24 protein-coding genes are annotated in these 21,545 nt (G+C 66.3%); 13 read left to right on the plus strand and 11 right to left on the minus strand.

Annotated features, from left to right (window positions below):
• The first annotated feature begins 63 nt into the window (after positions 1 to 63).
• Positions 64 to 660, plus strand: a complete 597-nt coding sequence (locus FIU85_RS10560; protein ID WP_152496866.1) for a DUF1523 family protein — start codon at positions 64 to 66, stop codon at positions 658 to 660.
• 15 nt (positions 661 to 675) lie between these two features.
• On the opposite strand, the gene FIU85_RS10565 is transcribed toward FIU85_RS10560, so the two are convergent.
• The 9 genes from FIU85_RS10565 to FIU85_RS10600 form a co-directional block, all read right to left on the minus strand.
• Positions 676 to 1,548: a DmsC/YnfH family molybdoenzyme membrane anchor subunit gene (locus FIU85_RS10565; protein WP_152496867.1), complete on the minus strand. Its 873-nt coding sequence runs from the start codon at positions 1,546 to 1,548 to the stop codon at positions 676 to 678.
• Entirely contained in the window at positions 1,548 to 2,327 is a 780-nt protein-coding gene (locus FIU85_RS10570) for a 4Fe-4S dicluster domain-containing protein (RefSeq protein WP_152496868.1), read from the minus strand. The genes FIU85_RS10565 and FIU85_RS10570 overlap by 1 nt, the downstream gene beginning before the upstream one ends.
• Positions 2,324 to 2,542, minus strand: coding sequence for a hypothetical protein (locus tag FIU85_RS22015; RefSeq protein WP_172978753.1), 219 nt, complete (start codon positions 2,540 to 2,542; stop codon positions 2,324 to 2,326). The genes FIU85_RS10570 and FIU85_RS22015 overlap by 4 nt, the downstream gene beginning before the upstream one ends.
• A gap of 49 nt (positions 2,543 to 2,591) precedes the next feature.
• A complete protein-coding gene (locus FIU85_RS10575; protein ID WP_152496869.1) occupies positions 2,592 to 5,417 on the minus strand; it encodes a molybdopterin oxidoreductase family protein in 2,826 nt (941 codons plus the stop codon).
• Between the two features lie 123 nt (positions 5,418 to 5,540).
• The gene (locus tag FIU85_RS10580) at positions 5,541 to 6,599 is read right to left on the minus strand and encodes an acetate/propionate family kinase (protein WP_152496870.1); all 1,059 of its coding nucleotides are present in this window, start codon (positions 6,597 to 6,599) and stop codon (positions 5,541 to 5,543) included.
• Entirely contained in the window at positions 6,596 to 7,528 is a 933-nt protein-coding gene (locus FIU85_RS10585; RefSeq protein ID WP_152496871.1) for a phosphate acyltransferase, read from the minus strand. The genes FIU85_RS10580 and FIU85_RS10585 overlap by 4 nt, the downstream gene beginning before the upstream one ends.
• 82 nt (positions 7,529 to 7,610) lie before the next feature.
• Positions 7,611 to 9,389 (minus strand): sulfoacetaldehyde acetyltransferase, encoded by a 1,779-nt coding sequence (gene xsc, locus FIU85_RS10590; RefSeq protein WP_152496872.1) that lies wholly within the window; start codon positions 9,387 to 9,389, stop codon positions 7,611 to 7,613.
• A 245-nt stretch (positions 9,390 to 9,634) separates the two neighbouring features.
• On the minus strand, positions 9,635 to 11,092 hold the full coding sequence (locus FIU85_RS10595; protein ID WP_152496873.1) for a PLP-dependent aminotransferase family protein: 1,458 nt from the start codon (positions 11,090 to 11,092) through the stop codon (positions 9,635 to 9,637).
• A 178-nt stretch (positions 11,093 to 11,270) separates the two neighbouring features.
• The gene (locus FIU85_RS10600) at positions 11,271 to 11,957 is read right to left on the minus strand and encodes a helix-turn-helix transcriptional regulator (RefSeq protein WP_152496874.1); all 687 of its coding nucleotides are present in this window, start codon (positions 11,955 to 11,957) and stop codon (positions 11,271 to 11,273) included.
• A gap of 75 nt (positions 11,958 to 12,032) precedes the next feature.
• Between FIU85_RS10600 and FIU85_RS10605 the strand changes: the two genes are divergently transcribed.
• Together FIU85_RS10605 and FIU85_RS10610 are read left to right on the plus strand one after the other, a co-directional pair.
• Positions 12,033 to 12,359, plus strand: a complete 327-nt coding sequence (locus FIU85_RS10605; protein ID WP_152496875.1) for an NIPSNAP family protein — start codon at positions 12,033 to 12,035, stop codon at positions 12,357 to 12,359.
• Positions 12,356 to 12,703 (plus strand): antibiotic biosynthesis monooxygenase, encoded by a 348-nt coding sequence (locus FIU85_RS10610; protein ID WP_152496876.1) that lies wholly within the window; start codon positions 12,356 to 12,358, stop codon positions 12,701 to 12,703. Before FIU85_RS10605 ends, FIU85_RS10610 begins: the two co-directional genes overlap by 4 nt.
• Positions 12,704 to 12,712: 9 nt before the next feature.
• On the opposite strand, the gene FIU85_RS10615 is transcribed toward FIU85_RS10610, so the two are convergent.
• Positions 12,713 to 13,105 (minus strand): VOC family protein, encoded by a 393-nt coding sequence (locus FIU85_RS10615; RefSeq protein ID WP_152496877.1) that lies wholly within the window; start codon positions 13,103 to 13,105, stop codon positions 12,713 to 12,715.
• 143 nt (positions 13,106 to 13,248) lie between these two features.
• Between FIU85_RS10615 and FIU85_RS10620 the strand changes: the two genes are divergently transcribed.
• From FIU85_RS10620 to FIU85_RS10640, 5 genes are all read left to right on the plus strand, one after another.
• Positions 13,249 to 14,412: an exo-alpha-sialidase gene (locus FIU85_RS10620; RefSeq protein WP_152496878.1), complete on the plus strand. Its 1,164-nt coding sequence runs from the start codon at positions 13,249 to 13,251 to the stop codon at positions 14,410 to 14,412.
• A gap of 81 nt (positions 14,413 to 14,493) precedes the next feature.
• Positions 14,494 to 15,693, plus strand: coding sequence for a PLP-dependent aminotransferase family protein (locus FIU85_RS10625; protein ID WP_152496879.1), 1,200 nt, complete (start codon positions 14,494 to 14,496; stop codon positions 15,691 to 15,693).
• Positions 15,694 to 15,738: 45 nt separating this feature from the next.
• Positions 15,739 to 17,031 (plus strand): nicotinate phosphoribosyltransferase, encoded by a 1,293-nt coding sequence (gene pncB, locus FIU85_RS10630; protein WP_152496880.1) that lies wholly within the window; start codon positions 15,739 to 15,741, stop codon positions 17,029 to 17,031.
• A complete protein-coding gene (locus tag FIU85_RS22600; RefSeq protein ID WP_368372960.1) occupies positions 17,028 to 17,459 on the plus strand; it encodes a polysaccharide deacetylase family protein in 432 nt (143 codons plus the stop codon). The genes pncB and FIU85_RS22600 overlap by 4 nt, the downstream gene beginning before the upstream one ends.
• Positions 17,438 to 18,529 (plus strand): CaiB/BaiF CoA-transferase family protein, encoded by a 1,092-nt coding sequence (locus FIU85_RS10640; protein ID WP_152496882.1) that lies wholly within the window; start codon positions 17,438 to 17,440, stop codon positions 18,527 to 18,529. The genes FIU85_RS22600 and FIU85_RS10640 overlap by 22 nt, the downstream gene beginning before the upstream one ends.
• A 30-nt stretch (positions 18,530 to 18,559) precedes the next feature.
• Here the strand turns inward: FIU85_RS10640 and FIU85_RS10645 are convergent, their stop codons facing one another.
• A complete protein-coding gene (locus FIU85_RS10645; RefSeq protein WP_152496883.1) occupies positions 18,560 to 19,264 on the minus strand; it encodes a YafY family protein in 705 nt (234 codons plus the stop codon).
• An 83-nt stretch (positions 19,265 to 19,347) separates the two neighbouring features.
• On the opposite strand from FIU85_RS10645, the gene FIU85_RS10650 reads away from it, so the two are divergent.
• The 5 genes from FIU85_RS10650 to FIU85_RS10670 are packed head-to-tail and all read left to right on the plus strand — an operon-like array spanning position 19,348 to position 21,544.
• Positions 19,348 to 19,809, plus strand: a complete 462-nt coding sequence (locus FIU85_RS10650; RefSeq protein ID WP_216648871.1) for a hypothetical protein — start codon at positions 19,348 to 19,350, stop codon at positions 19,807 to 19,809.
• Positions 19,806 to 20,624: an isocitrate lyase/phosphoenolpyruvate mutase family protein gene (locus tag FIU85_RS10655; RefSeq protein WP_152496884.1), complete on the plus strand. Its 819-nt coding sequence runs from the start codon at positions 19,806 to 19,808 to the stop codon at positions 20,622 to 20,624. The genes FIU85_RS10650 and FIU85_RS10655 overlap by 4 nt, the downstream gene beginning before the upstream one ends.
• Before the next feature lies 1 nt (position 20,625).
• Positions 20,626 to 20,808 carry a hypothetical protein gene (locus FIU85_RS10660; protein WP_152496885.1) on the plus strand — a complete coding sequence of 61 codons (183 nt, stop codon included), beginning with the start codon at positions 20,626 to 20,628 and terminating at the stop codon, positions 20,806 to 20,808.
• Positions 20,801 to 21,256 (plus strand): hypothetical protein, encoded by a 456-nt coding sequence (locus FIU85_RS10665; RefSeq protein WP_216648872.1) that lies wholly within the window; start codon positions 20,801 to 20,803, stop codon positions 21,254 to 21,256. The genes FIU85_RS10660 and FIU85_RS10665 overlap by 8 nt, the downstream gene beginning before the upstream one ends.
• 57 nt (positions 21,257 to 21,313) lie before the next feature.
• Positions 21,314 to 21,544, plus strand: a complete 231-nt coding sequence (locus FIU85_RS10670; RefSeq protein ID WP_152496886.1) for a hypothetical protein — start codon at positions 21,314 to 21,316, stop codon at positions 21,542 to 21,544.
• The last annotated feature ends 1 nt before the right edge of the window (position 21,545 follow it).

The following is a 21,545-nucleotide window of genomic DNA, read 5'->3' on the forward strand; positions in this document are numbered from 1 at the left end:
CTCCCTGTTGCCATCGCTCCTGCGACACTAGATACAAGGGCAACACGCCAAAGAGGGCCGCCCATGTACTACATCAAATGGATTTTCGTCGCCGCCTTCTGGCTGCTGGTCGCGGGCTTTCTGCACTACACCCTTCCGCAGCACGACATCGCGCGCATCACCGACACCTATGAGAAGCGCATCGACTTCGGCGAAAACTCGATCTTCTGGTCGAACGTCGGCAGCGGCGACGCCGAAGGCACGGTCAACCGCGACATCTTCTTCATCCAGACCCGCCTCGCAGATGGCGGCGTCATGGTCTACCGCAACGAGGATACCGGCTGGGGCTGGCCGCCCTATTTCAAGTTCGACACCTCGAACCTTCAGGCCGAAGCCGCCGACCTGCGCTCCACCTCCGAGACCCCCAAATGGGTGTCGATCACCCATTACGGCTGGCGCAACGAGTTCTTCTCGATCTTCCCCAACGCCATCTCGATCGAACCCGTCGAAGGCCCCAACGTCACCATCATCCCGTGGTTCAACATCATCTTCCTGACGCTGCTGGCCGCCCTCGTCTGGGCCATCCGCGTCCGCTGGATCCGCTTCCGCGAACGCCGGATCGATCCTGTCACGGACGAGTGGGGCCTGACCGACCCACAACCGGGCCAAGACCGCCTGTAAAGGCGGGCAAGGCGCCTAGCGCTTCCCGTAATACAGGCCCACCACGTGCTCGGCCTCTGCAAAGAACAACCAGCGCGACGCCGCGATCCCGACCAGATGCGCCAGCACGGCCACCAGCGCCGCGATGTGCGAAAACGGCACCAGCAGCAGCACGAAAGGCACCGTGTACCCGAAGAGCAGCGCAATCATCCGCAGCTTCTGCGCGTGTTTGCGCCCCACCACGTAAACGAATTCCCTTAAGAGGTAGTTGTTGCCCGTATGCGGCGGCTCGAACGCCCGCACAGTGCCGATATTGCCCAGCCCCGTCGCCGTGGCCATATCCGTGCCGCTCTGTGCCAACGCCTTGTCGCCGCGCAGCCACCAGATGACCTGTACGGCGGCCGCGACGGGCATCAGGATTAGCGCAATCTCAACTTGCCCCGCAAGCAACGCCCCGCCGGCCAGCGCAATCGCCATGAACAAAAGCGGCGTCAGCGTCGTGTTCCAGCGCGGCACGGTCTTCATCTGCGTGTAGATCATCGAGGTGGTGAACACCGTCACCGCCGACAGCGCCGCCCCGATCATCCCCACCAGCATCCAGGCCGTGTCGAAAAATACCAGCCCCGCGCCATAGATCGCCATCACGACCAGCGCCGCGACCGAGGACACGCCCTCCCGGCTCAGCCATGACGACCGCCATTGCGTGAACGCCTTCAGCGCCCGCTCCGGGTGCCCCAGGTGAAAGGTCGACGCCATCAGCCCGCCCACCGCCAGAAGGTAGGCGATCACGAAGAACGTGAACGCGACCCATCCGGTGGGCACGATGACCCCCAGCCCCAGCCAAAAGAGCAAGCCGAACCCAAGGCCCGACAGCGTGGTGAATACGATAACGGAAGGTGCAGGATGCATCAGATCTTCTCCAGAGCCTTGTCGAGCCAGCCAATGAACCCTTTCGGCTCCTCGGCCACCGGGGCCAGCAGCGGCGCCAGAACGTCGATCTGCGCGTCGGGGGCCGCCATCACCTGGTCCTTGGGCCGCGGCGGCAGGTACTGGTTCACGGGCTTCGTGCCCTGCTCGGGCATCAGGTCCATTCCGCCGCGCTCCTCGACCAGTTTCGACACGTCGCTCTCCGGATCGCCCAGATCCCCGAAATGCCGCGCCCCCGCCGGGCAGGTGCGCACGCAGGCCGGCACCCGGTCCTCCTCGGGCAGATTGTCGTTGTAGATCCGGTCGACACACAGCGTGCATTTCTTCATCACGCCCTCCGCCGCGTCCATCTCGCGCGCGCCATAGGGACAGGCCCAGGCACACAGCCCGCAGCCGATGCAATCGCTCTCGTTCACCAACACGATCCCGTCCTCGACCCGCTTATAGCTTGCGCCGGTCGGACATACGGTCACGCATGGTGCGTCCTCGCAATGCAGGCAGGACTTGGGGAAGTGAATGAGCTGCGCCGCCGGATGCGGCATCCCGCTCTCGGCCAGGGGCTGCACCTCGTAGGAATGCACCCGGTTCAGGAACGTGCCGCGCGGGTCATCGCCATAAGGGTCCTGATCGCTCAGCGGCGCGCCGTAATTCTCGGTGTTCCACCCCTTGCAGCTTACCACACAGGCGTGACAGCCGACGCACGTGTCCAGGTCGATCACTAGCCCCATCTTGCGCCGTGTTGTCTCGGGAAGCGTCGTCATGCCTGCCGCTCCTCTGTCTTGGCTGGGACGGCGCCGGTCAGGGCCTCGTCCTCGCTCGCATTCCATTTGCCGATGAACCACACGAAGGTCCCGACCACGAAGATCACGAACGCCAGTATGGCGATTAACGTCAGAGTCTTGCCGCTCACGATCTCATCTCCGCGCACCCATTTTCTGCGCAGAAAATGGGCCGGAAAATACGCATTTTCCGCCAAAGACTTTTCGAAAAGTCTTGGCAATTTTCTTTCAAGAAAATTCCCGCAATCATTTGCCCACCTTCCAGCGCAACTCGTCCGGCCCGGTCCCCACCGGCGACCGGATCGGCGCGAAACTCGGCTGCGATTCTTCCGGCGCACCCGATTTCTCGATCTTCACCCGCAGGTCGAACCATGCCGCCTGCCCCGTCACCGGATCACTGTTTGCCCAGCGCAACCCGTCGCCCTTGGGCGGCAACAATTCGTGGATAAGGTGATTCAGCAAGAACCCCTTCGTGGCCTCCGGCGCGTCCTTTTCCAGCGCCCAAGCGCCCTTGCGCTTGCCGATCGCGTTCCACGTCCAGACCGTGTTCTCGTTCAGCGCCGCCATATGCGCCACCGGCACCGTGATCTCGCCATGGGCCGAGGTCACACGCGCCCAATCCCCCTCGGCAAACCCGTTCGCCTCCCAGATCTTGGTCGGCAGGTACAAGGGATTGCGCCCGTGGATCTGCCGCAGCCACGCGTTCTGGCTCCCCCAGGAATGGTACATCGCCATCGGCCGCTGCGTCAGCGCGTGAACGGGATATTCCACCGGGTCCACATGCCCGTCCTCGAAGGGCGGATACCACACCGGCAACGGGTCCAGCGTCACCTTGATCCGCTCGCGCAGATGGTCCGGCGGCTGCCGCTCGCCATGGCCCTCGGCGGCCAGCTGGAACTTGCGCATCGTCTCGGCATAAAGGTCAAAGAGATAGGGCTGTGGACTGTCATACAGGCCCATGCCCACCGCCCACTCCTGGTACCCCATGTTCCACGGCTTCATATAGGCGTGCTCTTCGGCGATATGGTTCACGAAGAACCCGCCATTCTCGATGTATTTCTCAAGCTGCGCCTCATTAGGCGCCCCGCGCCCGTGGGTCAGCCCGTCCTCGCCCTTGCGCCACCCGGCCAGCGGGCCGATCCCCGGCTTGCGCTCGTGGTTGACGATGTAATCGGCATAATCGGCCCACTTGGCGCTGCCATCCTCGTTGGTGAACCCCGGCAGGCCCATCTTGTTCGCCAGCAGCACCAGCGCCGTCTGAAATCCCTTCACGTCCCGGTCCGGCTCCACCACCGGCCAGCGGATCGCGTCGGCTGCGGCATCCGCCTCGCAGATCGGGCGGTCCAGCAGGCTGATGCAATCGTGCCGCTCCAGGTACGTCGTGTCGGGCAGGATCAGGTCGGAATAGGCAACCATCTCGGAACTATACGCATCCGAATAGATGATACGCGGGATGACATACTCGCCGTTCTCGTCGGTGTCCGTCAGCATGTCGATCACGCCACGCGTGTTCATCGAAGAATTCCACGCCATGTTCGCCATGTACATGAACAGCGTGTCGATCTTGTAGGGGTCCCCCGCATGGGCATTGCTGATCACCATGTGCATCATGCCATGCGCGCTCATCGGGTTTTCCCAGGTGAACGCCTTGTCGATCCGCGCAGGTGTCCCGTCATCCTTCAGCGCCAGGTCTTCCGGCCCGCGCACGAAGCCCAGGTGCGGGCCATCCAGCGGCTTGCCCGGCGTCACCTTGCAATGCGGCGTCGGGTGGATGCTCACGGGCTTGGGATACGGCGGCTTGAACCGGAAGCCCCCCGGCACCTCGACCGAGCCCAGCAGGATCTGCAACAGGTGCAGGCTCCGGCAGGTCTGGAATCCGTTGGAATGCGCCGAGATCCCGCGCATCGCGTGAAAGCTCACCGGGCGGCCCACCATCGTCTTGTGCGTCTGGCCCCGGAAATCCGTCCACTCCCGGTCCAGAACAATCTCTTCCTCGAAGGCCACGCGCGCCAGTTCCGCGGCAATCGCCCGGATGCGCCGCGCGCTGACGCCACAGCGTTCCGCCACGGCCTCGGGCGCGTATTCCTTGCCCATATAGCGTTCGGCCAGCAGGTGCATCACCGGCCGGTGCGTCACGCCATCCTTCTCATAACTGGCCGACAAGTCCGGCTTCACGCCTTTCTTGTCGAACGGCGCAGGGTGCCCTGTCGCCCGGTCGATCACCAGCAGCTTGCCGTTCTCATCGCGCATCAGCAGCCCATGTTCGGGCGAACTCTCATCGCAATTCACCAGCACCGGCGCGTTGGTATACTCCGCTAGGTACCGCAGGTCGATCTTCCCCGCGCGCAGCAGTTCATGCACCAGCGCCAGTATGAACAGACCATCCGTCCCCGGCGTGATCCCGACCCATTCATCGGCCACCGCGTTATATCCCGACCGGATCGGGTTCACCCCGATCACCTTGGCGCCGCGATCCTTCACCCGACCTATTCCCATCTTGATCGGGTTGCTGTCATGGTCCTCGGCCACGCCGAAAATCATGAACAGCTTGGTGTTCTCCCAGTCCGGCTGCCCGAACTCCCAGAACGCGCCGCCCATCGTGTAGATGCCCGCCGCCGCCATGTTTACGGAACAGAACCCGCCATGCGCCGCATAGTTCGGCGTCCCGAAATTCTGCGCCCAGAAGCTGGTAAAGCTCTGGCTCTGGTCGCGCCCGGTGAAGAACGCCAGCTTCTCCGGCGCCTTCTGCCGCAGCGGCTCCAGCCATCCGGTGGCGATCTCCAGCGCCTCGTCCCAGCTGATCTCCTCGAACTCGCCCGACCCCCTCGGCCCGACCCGCTTCAACGGCGCGCGCAGACGCGCCGGCGCGTTGTGCTGCATGATCCCCGCACTGCCCTTGGCGCAAAGAACACCCTTGTTCACCGGGTGGTCGCGGTTGCCCTCGATATAGGCAACCTTGCCCTCCTTCATATGCACGTTGATCCCGCAGCGGCAGGCGCACATGTAGCAGGTCGTCTTGCGCACCTCGTCGGATACCTTGGGCGAGGTGTCCAGTTTGGGCTGATCCAGCATGTCGTCGCCTCCCTTTCTCGGTTCGGGTCACGCTAGGCCAGTTCGCACCGCCCCGCGACCGCTTCTCTCGCTTCGTTCGCTTTCCCGAAGCGCTCTGCCGGGAAAGCCGAAAATCTCTTGCGCTCAGCCGGGCAGCAGCCCGACAACATCGCGCGCAATCTGCCGTTCCTCATCAGCAGGCACCACATGCACCGGGATATCTCCCAGCCACTTCAGATGTGCCATGATACGGTCCCGTATGGTTTCGGCGTTCTCGCCGATCCCGCCGGTAAACGCCACCGCGTCCACGCCGCGCATCGCGGCAATCGCCGACCCGGCCTGCCGCGCCGCCCAGTAGCAGAAGTGCTCGACCGCAAACCGCGCGTCCTCGTCGTCGCGGCTCAAAAGCGTGGCCATGTCATTCGTCCCGGCCAGCCCCTTCAGCCCGCTTTCCTTGTTCAGGATCGCGCCCGCGCCCTCGACCCCATGATCCTCGGCCAGCCGCAGCACCGCCATTCCATCGATACACCCCGTCCGCGTGCCCATCACAAGGCCGTCCAGCGGCGAATACCCCATCGAGTTCGCCACCGACTTGCCCTCGACCATCGCGCACAGGCTGGCCCCATTCCCAAGGTGCAGCCCCAGCAACCGCCGCGGCAGGTCATCGCCGAACTGCGCCACCATCCCGGCATAGGAGAGGCCATGAAACCCGTACCGCCTTATCGCCTTGTCCCGCTCCGCCTGCGGCAGGGCATAGGTCACGGCGATCTCCGGGTTGGTCGCGTGAAACGCCGTGTCGAAACTAGCGAACTGCGGCAGGTCCGGGGCCAGCCCGGCCAGCGCCCGCACCCCCGACAGGTTGTGCGGATTGTGCAGCGGCGCCAGCGGCACCACCGCCTCGATCCTGGCAATCACGTCATCGGTCAGCCGCTCCGGCGCCGTCAGATGCGCCCCGCCATGCACCACGCGATGCCCTGCCGCAATCAGCGACGACACCGGATGCCCCGCCGCCTCCAGCTTCTCCAGAACCATACCCAACGCAGCCGTATGGTCGGCAACCGAAACGTTCTGCTTCTCACCCCCAAGGCTCAGCCGCCCCGGCCCGCCGATCTCGGTCACCGACCCCGACAGAACCGACTCCAGCCCGGGCGTGAACAGCTCCACCTTGACCGAGGACGACCCGGCATTGACGACCAGGATCATGCCGCGCCCCCGATCACGCCCAGCGCCGCCGAAGCGATGCGCTCTTCCGCGCCCTGCGCCCGGCTGGTCAGCAATATCGGCACCTTCGCCCCCAGCACAACCCCTGCACAACAGCACCCCATGCCGAACGACATCAGCTTGAACAGCGCGTTGCCCGTGGTGATGTTCGGCGTCAGCATGATGTCGGCATCGCCCGACACTTCCGACTCGTAGTTCTTCGCCTCTGCCGCCGCCTTCGACAGGATCAGGTCCATCGCCATCGGCCCCTGCACCACGGCACCGGGCAGCGCGCCCTGCGCCCACTCCGCGATCTCGACTGCCTCCATCGTGTTGGGCACCGTCGGGATCGGGTCTTCGGTCGGGGCCAAAATCCCCGCCTTGGGCCGCTCGATCCCCAGCTTGTAGGCCAACATCACCGCATGGCTCAGGCACGCCTGCCGCGTCTCCACGTCAGGGTCCACGTTCAGCGCCGCGTCGGTCAGCAAGAGTGGCCGCTCCGACCCCGGCATCGTGATGTGAAACACGTGTCCGCAGCGCGTCCCCCTCTCGCGCAGCCCCGCCGCCGACGGCAGCAGGCCCTTCAGAAAGGTCGACGTATGGATCTGCCCTTTCATGATCGCCCCCACCTCACCGCCGCGCGCCATCTCGGCCGCCACCGGCGCGGCGCTTTCCTTCGGCGCGTGTATCAGCGGCAGCCCCGCGATATCCCACCCGATCTCTTTCGCCGTCGCCTTGATCTTGTCGCTGTCCCCGATCAGCACCGGATCGGCCAGCCCGGCCTCTGCCGCCTCGCGGATCCCCTGCAACGGGTTCGGCGCCCCGGCATTCACCAGCGCCACACGTGGCCGTGGCAGGCCTTGCGCCCGCTTCAACAACGAAGGCGGGCACTTCGGTTCACTCGCGGCGAGAAAGGGATATCGGTCTGTCATGTCTTGTCCTGTCACTCTATCCAGGGCCCTTATCGGCCCCGCGTGGCACAGTATGCCCGCGGGGCGACAGGTTTGCGACGTCTCAGACCCGTTGCTCGACCATGTCGTCGGCGCTGATCCCAGCCACTTCCACCGGCTTCTTCATGGCATCCCGGCGGAACGGCTCACCCAACTCCTGGTTGATCATCGCCTCGATCAGCGTGGTCGTCCCGTTCTCCATCTGCTCCTTGATCGCGGTGTTCAGCGCATCGGTCAGCTCGTCCATCGTCCGCGCCACGACACCTTTCAGCCCGCAGGCATTGGCGATTCCGGCATAGCTGACATCGTCATCCAGTTCGGTGCCCACGAAATTGTCGTCGAACCAAAGCGTCGAGTTCCGCTTTTCCGCGCCCCACTGGTAGTTGCGGAACACGATCTGCGTGATCCCTGGCCACTCGCTCCGGCCAATGGCCGTCAGCTCGTTGACCGCGATGCCGAACGCGCCGTCCCCGGCAAAGCCGACCACGGGCACATCCGGGCAGCCGATCTTGGCGCCCACGATGGCCGGCAGGCCGTACCCACAGGGTCCGAACAGCCCCGGCGCCAGGTATTTCCGCCCCTCGTCGAAATCCGGGTAGGCGTTGCCGATGGCACAGTTGTTGCCGATATCCGAAGAGATGATCGCGTTGCGCGGCAGCGCACCCTGAATTGCCCGCCACGCCATGCGGGGGCTCATCCAGTCCGGCTTGTCCTTGCGCGCCCGCTCGTTCCAGGTGGTGCCTGGGTCGTCATCCTCGTGGTCCATGCTGGCCAGTTGCTGCGCCCATTTGCTCTTGGTCTCGGCGATCTTCGCCTTGCGCGCCTCGCGCTCGTGATCCCCCGCCGTCTCGCCCAGGTTCTTCAGGATGCCCTGCGCCACCTTGGCCGCATCGCCCACGATCCCCACGGTCACCTTCTTGGTCAGGCCGATCCGGTTGGGGTTGATATCCACCTGGATGATCTTGGCATTCGTGGGCCAGTATTCCATCCCGTACCCCGGCAGGGTCGAAAACGGATTCAACCGCGTGCCAAGGCACAGCACCACATCCGCGTCCTTGATCAGCTCCATCCCCGCCTTGCTGCCGTTATAGCCCAGCGGCCCGGCAAAAAGCGGATGCGAGCCGGGGAAAGCATCGTTGTGCTGATAGCCCACGCAGACCGGCGCGGTCAGCCGCTCGGCCAGCTCCATCGACGCCTCGATCCCGCCTTTCGACAGGACGACACCCGCGCCGTTCAAAATCACCGGGTTCTTGGCCTCGCTCAACAGCGCAGCCGCCTCGGCCACAGACTTGGTGCCACCGGGGCTCACCTCGAACTCGATCGCGTGCGGAATCTCGATATCCACCACCTGCGTCCAGAAATCGCGCGGGATGTTGATCTGCGCCGGCCCGCACAGGCGCTTGGCCTGGCTTATCACCCGTGCCAGCACCTCGGCCACGCGCGTCGGGTCGCGCACCTCTTCCTGGTAGGCCACCATGTCCTCGAACAGCTTCATCTGCTCGACTTCCTGGAAGCCCCCCTGGCCAATTGTCTTGTTCGCCGCCTGCGGCGTTACCAGCAGCAGCGGCGTGTGGTTCCAATAGGCGGTCTTCACGGCGGTCACGAAATTGGTGATGCCCGGCCCGTTCTGCGCGATCATCATGCTCATCTTGCCGGTCGCGCGGGTATAGCCATCGGCCATCATCCCCGCGCTGCCTTCGTGCGCGCAGTCCCAAAACGTGATCCCGGCCTTCGGGAACAGGTCCGAGATCGGCATCATCGCCGACCCGATGATCCCGAACGCGTGCTGGATCCCGTGGCGTTGCAGCGTTTTGACAAAGGCTTCTTCGGTGGTCATCTTCATGACAGTGCTCCTGAACATTGGAAAAGGGCCGGTCCTCCCCCGGCGCGGTTTGAGGGGAAGCTACCCTTGCAGTCACCCCCATTCTAGGGCCAGTTTCCGTTGCATACTATAGCCAGAGAGTATTTTTATTGAGACTATTGGTCTCAAAAATATGCAATTTCGACATGCCGCGCGTCCGGCCAGTGTCCGTTTCCGCCTCCTGAACAAGGCGTTCGAGCGATTTCGTACCATGTCGCCAACTGGCCTTACGGCCCCAGCTCATCCGCCAGTATCCCGATCCCGTCCGCGATCCGCTCCGAGGGAATCGAGGAATAGGCCAGCCGGTAGAAATTCCGCGGCGCCCGCGCGGCCTCGAAAAACGGCCGCCCCGGCTCGATCAGCACGCCACGCGCGCGCAGTCGCTCGGCCAGGTTCTCGGTATCCACCCCCTCCGGCGCCCGCATCCAGATCGAGCTTCCGCCGAACACCCCGCGCCCCTCAACGCCAAGCCCGTGATCTTCCAACGCCGCCTCCATCACCTGCCGCCGCCGGGCATAGGCCTTGCCGATCCGCCGGATCAGGCTGTCGTAATGCCCCAGGCTCAGAAAATAGGCCGTGGTGCGCTGCACATGCCCCGGCGGATGCCGCAGCACGCTCGCGCGCAGCGCCCGCGCCTCGCGGATGAACGCCTGCGGCCCCACCAGGTAGCCCAGCCGCAGCCCCGGAAAGATCGACTTGGAGAAACTTCCCACGTAGATCACCCGCCCATCGGTATCGAGCGATTTCAGCGACGGCAGCGGCGCGCGCAGAAAGCTGATCTCGAACTCGTAATCATCCTCGACGATCAGCGCCTCCATCTCCCGCGCCCGGGCCAGCAGGTCCTGCCGCCGGTCCAGCGGCATGGTCGCATTGGTCGGCGCCTGGTGGCTCGGCGTTGTGAAAATCACCTCCGCCCGCTCGGGCAGGGCGTCGGGTCGCAACCCGTCACGATCCACCGGCACCGGCGCCATGTGACAGCGCGATTGCGTCAGGATATCGCGCAGCGCGTGGTAACACGGCTCCTCCACCGCCGCCGTCCGCCGCTGCGTCAGCAACACCTGCGCGGTCAGCCACAGCGCGTTCTGCGCCCCCATCGTCAGCAGTATCTCCCCCGGCTCCGCCAGGATCCCCCGGCGCGGCAGGGTGTGCCGCGCGATGAACTCGATCAGCTTGGGATCGTCCTGGTCATAGGCATCCGCCGCCAGCGCCTGGAACTCCTTCTGCCCCAGCGCCCTGAGCGCGCAATGCCGCCAGCTTGCATGATCGAACAGGCTCGGATCGGTCTGCCCGAAAATGAACGGATAGGGATAGCTCGACCAGTCGCGCGGCTTCTCCGGCGTCGCCCCGCCCGTGTACCGCCGCCCGATCGCCCGGCCCCAGTCGATCAGGTCCCCCTTCGCCGCACTGGGCGTGAAGGCCGGCGGCTCCGGCGCGTTCTGCGACACGAAATACCCCGACCGGTCCCGGCTCTCAAGATAGTCGTTGGCCTGCAACTCGGTATAGGCCAGCGTCACCGTGATCCGGCTCACCCCCAGGTGCTCGGCCATCCTGCGCGAAGAGGGCAACTTCTCGCCCTTGCGGAATCGCCCCGACAGGATGCCCTGCGCGATCATCTGCTGGATCTGCGCCTGCAACGTCCCTTCCGCCTCGGGCGACAGGAAAAAGCTTTCCACCGATATGGCCATAAGCTGAACTCTACACTGGCCTCATCGCCCCCGCAATCTGGACCGATGCCCGCAGCTCTCACCCTTCGCCAGATCTTCCTGCCGAAGGCGCCCGAAGACCCGACCGACACGACATCGCCCGCGTCTGCGCGCAACCGTCCCAACCGCGTAGGGTGGGTGACAACCCACGCGTCCCCCGTCACGCACCCCCGCCGAACATCTCCGCGAACGCCGCCTCTCCGTCGCGCGAAAACCGCACCACCCGCGTGCCCGTAACCCGCGCCGCCCAGCCCATCTCCTCCATCCGGCTCAACATCGCCCGCCCCAGTTGCCCCGCCAGGTGCGAGCGTCGCTCGGACCAGTCCAGGCAGTCGCGGCACAGCGGCGCCCGCGATCTCGGCAAACCGTCCAGGTCGATCCCGAACCCGGCCACGAACTCCCGCCCGGCCTCCGTCAGCTCCAGCGCCTGACCGCTCCGCCGCAACACGCCCTGCGCCAATAACGCGTCATACATCTGCGTGCCCATGTCGCCCGCCAGGTGGTTGTAACAGACCCGCGCCCGCCGCATCTCCGGGTCGCGCGGCCCCGGCCTCGTCCGCGATGCGCCGGTCCCGGCCGCCAGCCCCATCAAGGCCTCCAGCACCTCCGCCACCTCGTCGCCCGCCAGCCGGAAATACTTGTGCCGCCCCTCGCGCCGCAGCGCGATCAGACCGCCCCCTTCCAGCTTGGACAGATGCGCCGAGGCGGTTTGCAGCGTCACCCCCGCCTCGCCCGCCAGCTCGCTGGCGGTCAACGCCTTCCCGCTCATCAGCGCGGTCAGGATATTCGCCCGCGCCGGATCCCCGATCAGCGCGGCCACGCGGGATATGTCAGGGCCGTCTTTCATAGTTCGATGTTAGCCGAACCATCATGACCTGTCCATCGGCTAGAAAATGTCCGGAACCATCCAAGGAGACCCACCATGCTCACCTGCATCATCCGCTACCACATCGACCCCACAAAACACGACCAGTTCGCGCAATATGCCCGCAACTGGGGCACCGCCATCCCGCGCTGCGGTGCCGACCTGATCGGCTATTTCGCACCGCACGAAGGCTCCTCGACGCTGGCTTATGGCATCTACAACATCCCCAGCCTGGCTGAATACGAAGCCTACCGCGACCGCCTCGCCGCCGATCCGCTGGGGCGCAAGAACTACGCCTTCGCCCAGGCGGAAAACTTCCTCTTGCGCGAGGACCGCACCTTCCTGAAATGTGTCTCCACACCGCAGGAAGGAGCCCCCAAATGATCGCCGTCATCTTCGAGGTCATGCCGCACCCCGACCAGAAAGACGCCTATCTCGACATGGCCGCCAAGATGAGACCGCTCGCCGAGGGCATCGACGGCTTCATCTCGGTCGAGCGCTTCCAGAGCCTGACCAACCCCGAGAAACTCCTCTCGCTCAGCTTCTGGCGGGACGAGGCCGCCCTGGACGCATGGCGCCGGCTCGAGGCGCATCGCGGCGCCCAGCGCGCGGGCCGCGAGATCATGTTCGACGACTACCGCCTGCGCGTCGTGTCGGTGATCCGCGACTACGGCATGTTCGAACGGGACGAGGCCCCCGCCGACAGCAAACAGGTCCACGGCGGCTAGGCCCCCGCATCACTCCGGGGCATGGCAGCACACGCACACCTTGTTCCCGTCCGGGTCGCGGAAATAGGCACCGTAGAACTCCGCATGGTACTCGGGCCGCAGCCCCGGCGCGCCCTCTTCCGTCGCCCCGGCCGCCAGGGCCCGGCGGTGGCACTGGTCGACGATCCGGCGCTCCGCCGCCTGAAAGGCGACCATCTGCCCGTTCCCCGCGCCCGGCGCAGCCCCATCCAGCGGCCGTCCGACCACGAACAGCGGGCGGTCCGCATCGGCAGGTTTCCACCCGGCCCAGCCGCGATCCGCGTCGATGAATGTCTGCACGATCCCCAGCGGCTCCAGCACGGCGCCGTAGAACCGCACCGCGCGGTCGAGGTCCGCCGTGCCAAGATGAACATGCGAAATCATGGCGCGATCCTAGGCCGCGTCCGCAGCGAGCGCCAGTAAGAGGCATCCGGGCCATCCGGCCCCCGCGCGCGTCGGCCACTCTCCGCTCTCGGGAATCGACCGACGGCGTGCTAGGATCCGGCAAACCAGCCGGAGCCACCCTCATGCCCGCCATCCCGCTCACCCTTCTCGTCGGCACCACCAAGCGCGCCTTCCTCGTCGCCGCCGACGCCGACCGGCAGACATGGGACATCTCCGGCCCCCATTGCGGCGGCTGGTGCATCAACCACATGGCCGGCGACCCCAGAACCGGCACCATCTGGGCCGGAGGCGGCGGCGACTTTTTCGGCGCGGGCGTCTGGCGCTCCGACGATCAGGGGCAGAACTGGGACCTGACGCGCCTCAGCAAGGGCCAGATGGATGACTGGGCCGCGCAGGACCCCGATTTCGCCGCCATGGTCGGCTGGACCGACACCCCCCTGCCCTTCGCCACCGAGTTCCAGCAGGTCTGGTCGCTCGGCTTCGCGCATGACACGCTCTATGCCGGCACCAAGCCCGCCAACCTGCTCAAGAGCACGGATCGCGGCATCACATGGGCGCGCGTCGATGCCCTCACCGATCACGACTCCGCCAAGGACTGGAACCCGGGCGCCGCGGGCCTCGTGCTGCACAGCATCGTTTTCGACCCGGACTCGGCTGAAAAGCAATGGGTCGGCATTTCCGCCGCCGGTGTCTTCGCCACCGAGGATGGCGGCCGGTCATGGCAGCGCCGCAACCGCCTGTCGAATGCCGAGGCCTGCGGGCACCATGACCACCCCGCCGCGCCGCGCGACGGCGAAACCGGCCATTGCGTTCACAATATCGTCCGGGCCAACGGCGACACCGACCTGCTCTACCAGCAGAACCATCACGGTGTCTGGCGCTCCCCTGATGGCGGGCGCAGTTGGGACGATATCACCCCCGGCCTGCCTTCCACCTTCGGCTTTCCGATCCGCGTCCACCCGCACGATCCGCGCACCATCTGGACCCTACCGCTCAATGGCGACATGGCGGGCCGCTTCCCGCCCGATGCGGCCTGCGCCGTCTGGCGCTCTCGTGACGGCGGCGAGACGTGGCAGGCGCTGCGCGAGGGCCTGCCGCAGAAGAACTGCTATTTCACCGTCCTGCGCCAGGCCATGGCCGGTGACGCGCAAGACGCGCCCGGCCTTTACTTCGGCACCAATTCCGGCTCGGTCTTCGCCAGCCTCGACGAAGGCGACACCTGGCACGAGATCGCCCGCCACCTTCCCACCATCCTCTCGGTCGAAACACTGGACCGCGCGGGCTGACGCCCGGAAGACAATAATTGAACGTTCGTTCAGTTTGTTCTATGACCGCGTCACGCCGACACCGAACCCGGGAGGTTTCATATGCCCCAGCGCCCCGCTTTCGCCAAGTGGCTCGACGACACCAACGACGTCACCGCCACCTTCCTCGCCGCCGGGCGCATCCCCGGCCTGGTGAACCTGGGCGGCGGCCTGCCGGGCACCGAGATCTGGCCGATCCCCGAAATGGCCCGGCTCGCCACCTCCGCCGTCACCGACCATGCGGACGAAACGCTGGCCTACGCCCCCGTTGCCGGCCTGCCCAAGCTGCGCGACCTCATCGCCAGCCGCTATTCCGAGGGCGACCTCACCCTCACCCGCGACAACGTCCTGATCACCTCCGGCGGCGCCCAGGCGCTCAACCTCATCGGCACCGTGCTGCTGGAACAGGGCAGCCCCATCGCGTCGCAGACCCCGGCCTATCTCGGCGCGCTCGACAACTGGCGCCCGCGCCAGCCGACCTATCGCCCGATGCGGCTCGACGCCAACGATCTCGATCCGGTCGCCGCGATGACCGGCGCGCAATTCGCCTATACCGTCCCGAATTTCTCGAACCCCACGGGCAAGCTGGTCGACACCGCCACCCGCCGCCGCCTCGTCGATGCCGCGCACCAGACCGGCACCTGGCTGATCGAGGATGACCCCTACGGCACGCTCTACTACGACGACGCGCCCCTGCCCCGGATGCTCACCCTCTCGGCCGACCGCGCCGGCACGCCCTATGACGGCCCCGTCATCTATCTCGGCACCGTGTCCAAGGAACTGGCGCCGGGCCTGCGCATCGGCTGGATCATCGCCGCCCCGGAACTGATCGAGGTGCTTAAAGCCGCCAAGCAAAGCGCCGACATGTGCAGCTCCGGCCTCTGCCAGCAGATCACCCACGACGCCTTCGCCACCGGCCTCGCCGACGACATGCTGCCCGGCATCCTGTCGCTCTACCGCGCCCGCCGCGATGCGCTCTGCACCGCGATGGACACCCACCTCACCGACCTCTTCACGTGGGAACATCCCTCGGGTGGCATGTTCGTCTGGGCCACGGCAAAGGACCCCAGCCTCGACACCAACCACCTGATGCAGGTCGGGCTCGACCACGGCGTCTGCATTTCGCCCTCGTCCGTCTTCGATCCCGAAGGCAGCGACCACACGTCGATCCGCATCAACTTCACCTACAATACCGAGGACAAGCTGGCCCTGGGAATCGAAAGGCTGGCCGAAGCGACCCGCGCCGCGCTTGCGGAGACCTGACCCTTTTGCTCTAACGGGCGGCGCAACCACCCTCGGAGGCCGCCCATGGTCGACATCGCAACCCGTGTCTGGAACCACAAGTGGAAGATCGACCCGATCGTCCGGTCCCTGATCGACACCGATTTCTACAAGCTGCTGATGTGCCAGTCGGTTTTCCGCAACCGGCCCGACACCACCGTCACCTTCTCGCTCATCAACCGCACCAAGGACGTGCGCCTGGCCGACCTGGTGGACGAGGGCGAGTTGCGCGAACAGCTCGACCATATCCGCTCGCTGTCGCTGTCGCGCGGCGAGAGCACGTGGATGCGCGGCAACACCTTCTACGGCAAGCGCCAGATGTTCACGCCCGAATTCATGGACTGGTTCGAGAAACTGCGCCTGCCGCCCTACCACCTGGAAAAGCGCGACGGCCAGTACGAACTGACCTTCGAGGGCAAGTGGCCCGAGGTCATGCTGTGGGAAATCCCCGCGCTCGCGGTGCTGATGGAACTGCGCTCGCGCGCCGTGCTGCACGACATGGCAAGGTTCGAGCTGCAGGTGCTCTACGCCCGCGCCATGACCAAGCTGTGGGAAAAGGTCGAGCGCCTGCGCGGCGTCGACGGGCTGCGCATCGCCGATTTCGGCACCCGGCGGCGGCATTCCTTCCTGTGGCAGGACTGGTGCGTGCAGGCGATGACCGAACGGCTGGGCGAGAATTTCGTCGGCACCTCCAACTGCCTCATCGCCAAGAACCGCGACCTAGAGGCGATCGGCACCAACGCCCACGAACTGCCCATGGTCTATGCCGCGCTGGCCGAGGACGACGCCACGCTGGCCCGCGCGCCCTATGACGTGCTGTCCGACTGGCACGACGAGCACGAGGGCAACCTGCGCATCATCCTGCCCGACACATACGGCACCGAAGGGTTTCTGGACAAGGCCCCCGACTGGCTCGCGGGCTGGACCGGCATCCGCATCGACAGCGGCGACCCCGCGACCGGCGCCGAGATCGCCATCGACTGGTGGAAAAAGCGCGGCGAGGATCCCACGCGGAAACTCATCATCTTCTCCGACGGCCTCGACGAGGAAAAGATCCTCGCCCTGCATAAGCAATTCGCCGGCCGCGTCCGGGTGTCGTTCGGCTGGGGCACCCTGCTGACCAACGACTTCCGCGGCCTCATGCCCGACGACTCGCTCGCCCCCTTCTCCCTCGTCTGCAAGGCCATCGCCGCCGATGGCCGCCCCACCGTCAAGCTCTCGGACAACCCCCGCAAGGCAATGGGCCCCGAGACCGAGATCGACCGCTACAAGCGCGTGTTCGGCGTGGGAGAGCAGAGGGAGATGGAGGTTGTGGTTTGACCACCCCCGGCGTCTGCCTCACCTTCGACGACGTCCATGTCGAGACCCGGCGCGCAGCCCGTCCAGTCTGTCAGGCGCATGACGCCCGCGTCACCTTATGCCTCTGTTGGATGCACACCGCCACGCCCGCGCAGATCGACGGCCTGCACCGCTTGCAGGAGGACGGCCGTGAAATCGCCTGTCACGACCACACCCACGAGACTCGGCAACCCGACCTGCGCCGGTACGGGCTCGACCTCTGGCCGGAGAACGGGATCGCCCGTGGCGTCTCCGAACACCGCGCGCCCGGCTTGCCGGCCACCCGCCATGCCAGACCATTCCATGGCTCCACCCGGCAAACCCGCGCCGCCACCGCGCCCTGTTTGCTGGTGACCCGCCCCGCCCGGACCGATCAGGAGGCGCCCCCATGCTCGCCGGCATCAAGGTAGTCGAGTTCGAGGGCCTCGGCCCCGCCCCCTTCGCCGCCATGATGCTGGCGGATCTCGGCGCGAGTGTCACGGTCGTCCAGCGCCCCGGCCCCGCCAACCCCACCATGGGCGAACACAACATGCTCGACCGGGGCAAGCGCACCATCACGCTCGACCTCAAGGACCCCGGCGACCTCGCCGTGGCCCGCGCGCTGGTGGCCGACGCCGACGCCCTGATCGAGGGTCTGCGCCCCGGTGTCATGGAACGGCTCGGTCTCGGCCCCGACACCTTCACGCAGTCCAATCCAAAACTCGTCTACGGCCGCATGACCGGCTGGGGCCAAACCGGCCCGCGCGCCCATCTCGCGGGGCATGACTATAACTACATCGCCACCGCCGGGGCGCTTTACTATGCCTCCAACCCCGGCGACGCGCCCCTCACACCGCCCACCATCGTCGGCGATATCGGCGGCGGCGCGCTCTATCTCGTGGCGGGCATCCTATCGGGCATCCTCAATGCCCAGCGCACCGGAAAAGGCACCGTGGTCGACGCCGCCATCACCGACGGCTCGGCCCACATGATGGCGCTGTTCATGGCCATGGCGGGCGGCGGCAACCTGTCGGAAACGCGCGGTCAAAGTCTGCTCGACGCGCCCCCCTGGGGCCGCACCTATGCCTGCGCCGACGCGCGCCACCTCTCGGTCCAATGCCTCGAACCGCAGTTCTACGCGCTCTTCCTCGACACGCTCGGCCTCTCGGACGACCCCCTGTTCGCCGACCAGTACGACCGCGCCCGCTGGCCCGACCAGACCGCCCGCCTGACCGCACTCTTCGCCGCAGAACCGGTCACCCATTGGGCCACGCTCTTCGACAATTCCGACGCCTGCGTCGCCCCGGTCCTCACCCCGTGGGAAGCAGCCAGGGACCCCCACATCGCCGCCCGCTCCATCTGGCACGAGGCCGGGGGCACCCTGCAACCGGCCCCCGCGCCCCGCTTCGACGGACAGGCGCAGGCACCGAACCCGACGCCGCAGCGCGGGCAACATACCGAAGAAATCCTGAAAGACCTCAGACAGCGCGGCCTCGTCTGACCTCGTAGGGTGGGTGAAGACCCACGCGCCTCACGCGCGCCTCGACGCGGTGTAGAGGACCCAGTCCTCCCCCTCCAGCGTCGCCTCCCATGCCGCCCGCAGCGCCGCCGCCTCTCCGGCAAAGCCCTCCCCCGTCGGCACGCTCTCCACGATCCGGTCGATGCGGAAACTGCGAAACCCCTGCCGCAGCGCGCACCACGCCGCCAGCACGACCGCGTCGATGTGATAGGTCAGCGCCACGGGCCGGATCACCCGCTCCGTCCGCGCCTCCTGCAGGTCAACGTAAACGATCCGCAATTCCACCGCATCGCGGATCTGCGCCCGCAACGCTTCGGCATCCACCCCGTCGCGCGGGATGCGGTTCCAGCCCGACACCCGCAACGGCACATGCGGCGCGCCGCCCGGCAACGCGGTGGCGATCTTCTCGCCCGCCCGCCGCGCCGCCCGCTCCAGCCCCGGATCCCCGGTGCGATGCAACAGCGCCATGCCCACGTAAAGCGCCTCCAGCTCCTCGGCGGAAAACATCAGCGGCGGCAGGTCATATCCCGCCCGCATCATGTACCCCACGCCCGCCGCGCCCTCGACCGGCACGCGCAACGCCTGCAACGCCACCACGTCGCGATAGATCGTCCGCTTGGTGACCTCCAGCTCCTCGGCCAGCATCGCGGCGGTCACCGGCGCATCGGCGCTGCGCAGGATCTGGATGATGTCGAACAGGCGGGTCGATCGGGTCATGCGGACACCCTAGCATGATTGCTGACAGTATGGTGTCAGCAGCGTTGCAGTAGGCTGATCCCGGATCAACAAGGACCCTCGCCATGCTGCAAGACTACACCGCCAGGACCGGCACGCTCAGTCCCATCTGGACGCTGGAAATCCAGACCCTGCCGCAAGACACCGACCGGATACTGGATGCCGTGATGCAGGTGCATCCCCTGGGCTATGGCCGCTATCATCGCACCGCGTCCGTGTCGGCCACCGGCGCCGAGACCACGACACCGCAGCCCAACTCCACCACCACCACGCACAAGAGCACATATATGCCCGGCAGCGCCGAGACCTACCCAATGGTCGAGCTGAAAATCTCCATCGAACGCGACCTTCCCGCCCTGCAACGGGTCATGGACGCGATCATGGACGCCCACCACTACGAAGAACCCGTGATCTTCGTGCGCGAGGACTGGGCCAGCCGCGCCAGTTACGACCCGAACCGGACCAACCCGAACCGCTGGTGGAACGATGGCCGCGGCCTGCCGGACATGGTGGCGTTTTCCCGATGACGGCCCAAGACTTCCGCGCCCTGCACCACGGCGACAAGCCCTTCGTCATCCCCAACCCGTGGGATGCCGGCTCCGCCCGCATCCTCGCGTCCATTGGCTTTCCGGCGCTCGCGACAACCAGCGCCGGCATGGCCTTTTCCATGGGCCGCCTCGAAGGCACCGTGCCATCCGCGGATGTCCTGGACCATTGCCGCACGATCGTCGGCGCCACTCCCCTGCCGGTCAGTGCCGACCTCGAACGCGGCTTCGGCGAAAGCCCCGAGAGCGTAACCGAAACCATCCGCGCCGCCGCCGCCACCGGCCTTGCCGGCGCCTCGATCGAGGACCACACCGGCGACCGGAACGCGCCCATCTACGACCACACCCTGGCCGTCGAACGGATGATCGCCGGGGTCGAGGCCGCCCGGACCCTTTCGCAGGATTTCGTCCTCACCGCCCGCTGCGAAAGCCTGCTCTGGGGCGAAACGCGCCTCGACCCGGTCATCGCCCGCCTGCAGGCGTTCGAGGCGGCGGGGGCCGACGTCCTCTACGCCCCCGGCCTGCCCGACCTCGACGCCATCCGCACGGTCTGCGCGGCCGTGACCCGGCCGGTCAACGTAGTCATGGGCCTGCCCGGCCGCACCTTCACGCTGGATCAGCTGACAGAGGCCGGCGTGGCCCGCATCAGCGTCGGTTCGGCCTTCTTCCGCGTCGCCTACGGCGCCCTCATCGGGGCCGCGCGCGACATCCGCGACACCGGCCGTTTCGACAAGACCGCGCAGGGCATCGGCTTCGCGGACCTGGAATCCCACCTCGCCCCATTTACGGAGATCTGACATGATCATGTACTATTACCCCGACGGCAGCCACTGCTTCCGCGCGCTGCACACCACCCACGCCGTCTATACGGACGCGAACGGAAAGCTGATCGCACGCACCCTGCGTCCCGACAATTCCGAGCTGTACGAATTCGAGATCACCGGCTTCGAACTGCTCGAGACGGGGGTGCGCTATGACTGACCCCTCGATCCTCCGGACCGGCTTCGACACAAGGCCCATCGAGATGCAACCCATGTGGGCCCTCATGTTCCAGGCGCCCTCTGAAGACGTCGACCGCATATTCGACGCCGTGACACAGGTCGCGCCCCTGACCCAGGGCAAGACCGACCGCAACGGCTATCGCGCCCCCGGCGGGCTGGAATATTACCGCCCCCGGGAAGGCACCCCGACAGGCGCCGAGGACGACACGCGCCACCGCCCCGGCGTCGACGAGATGCGCTTCTTCCTGCCCCGCGACCCCGCCATGTTGACCGCGGTGATCGAGGCGATCTACGCGGTCCACAGCTACTACGAACCGGTCATCACCGTGACGGATGTGCTGCGCAGCCAGTGCAAGGGCCTCGACGACAGCGACAATCCCCACCGCTGGTGGAACAGGGACGGCGACTGGAAAACATCGCCCACGTAGGGTGGGGTTCCACCCCACCTTCCCACGCCACAAATCCGCGAACTGTTACGTCGGCCCGTGCCCCGACCCCACCTCCAGCGCCCCGGCCCCGGCGTCGACAAGACGCGCGCCTTCAAGCCTCGCGACCCCGCGACACTGACCGCTCTGATCGAAGCGATCCGTACCCTCCTCAGCTCCTACGAACGGCTCTTCACCGTAACAAAGGTCCTGCGCAGCCAGTGCAAGAACCTCGACCACAGCGACACTTCCCCACCGCTGGTGAAACAGGGCCGGTCACCCAAGGCGTAGG

It is taken from the genome of Roseovarius sp. THAF8 (genome assembly GCF_009363735.1).
Taxonomy (GTDB): domain Bacteria; phylum Pseudomonadota; class Alphaproteobacteria; order Rhodobacterales; family Rhodobacteraceae; genus Roseovarius.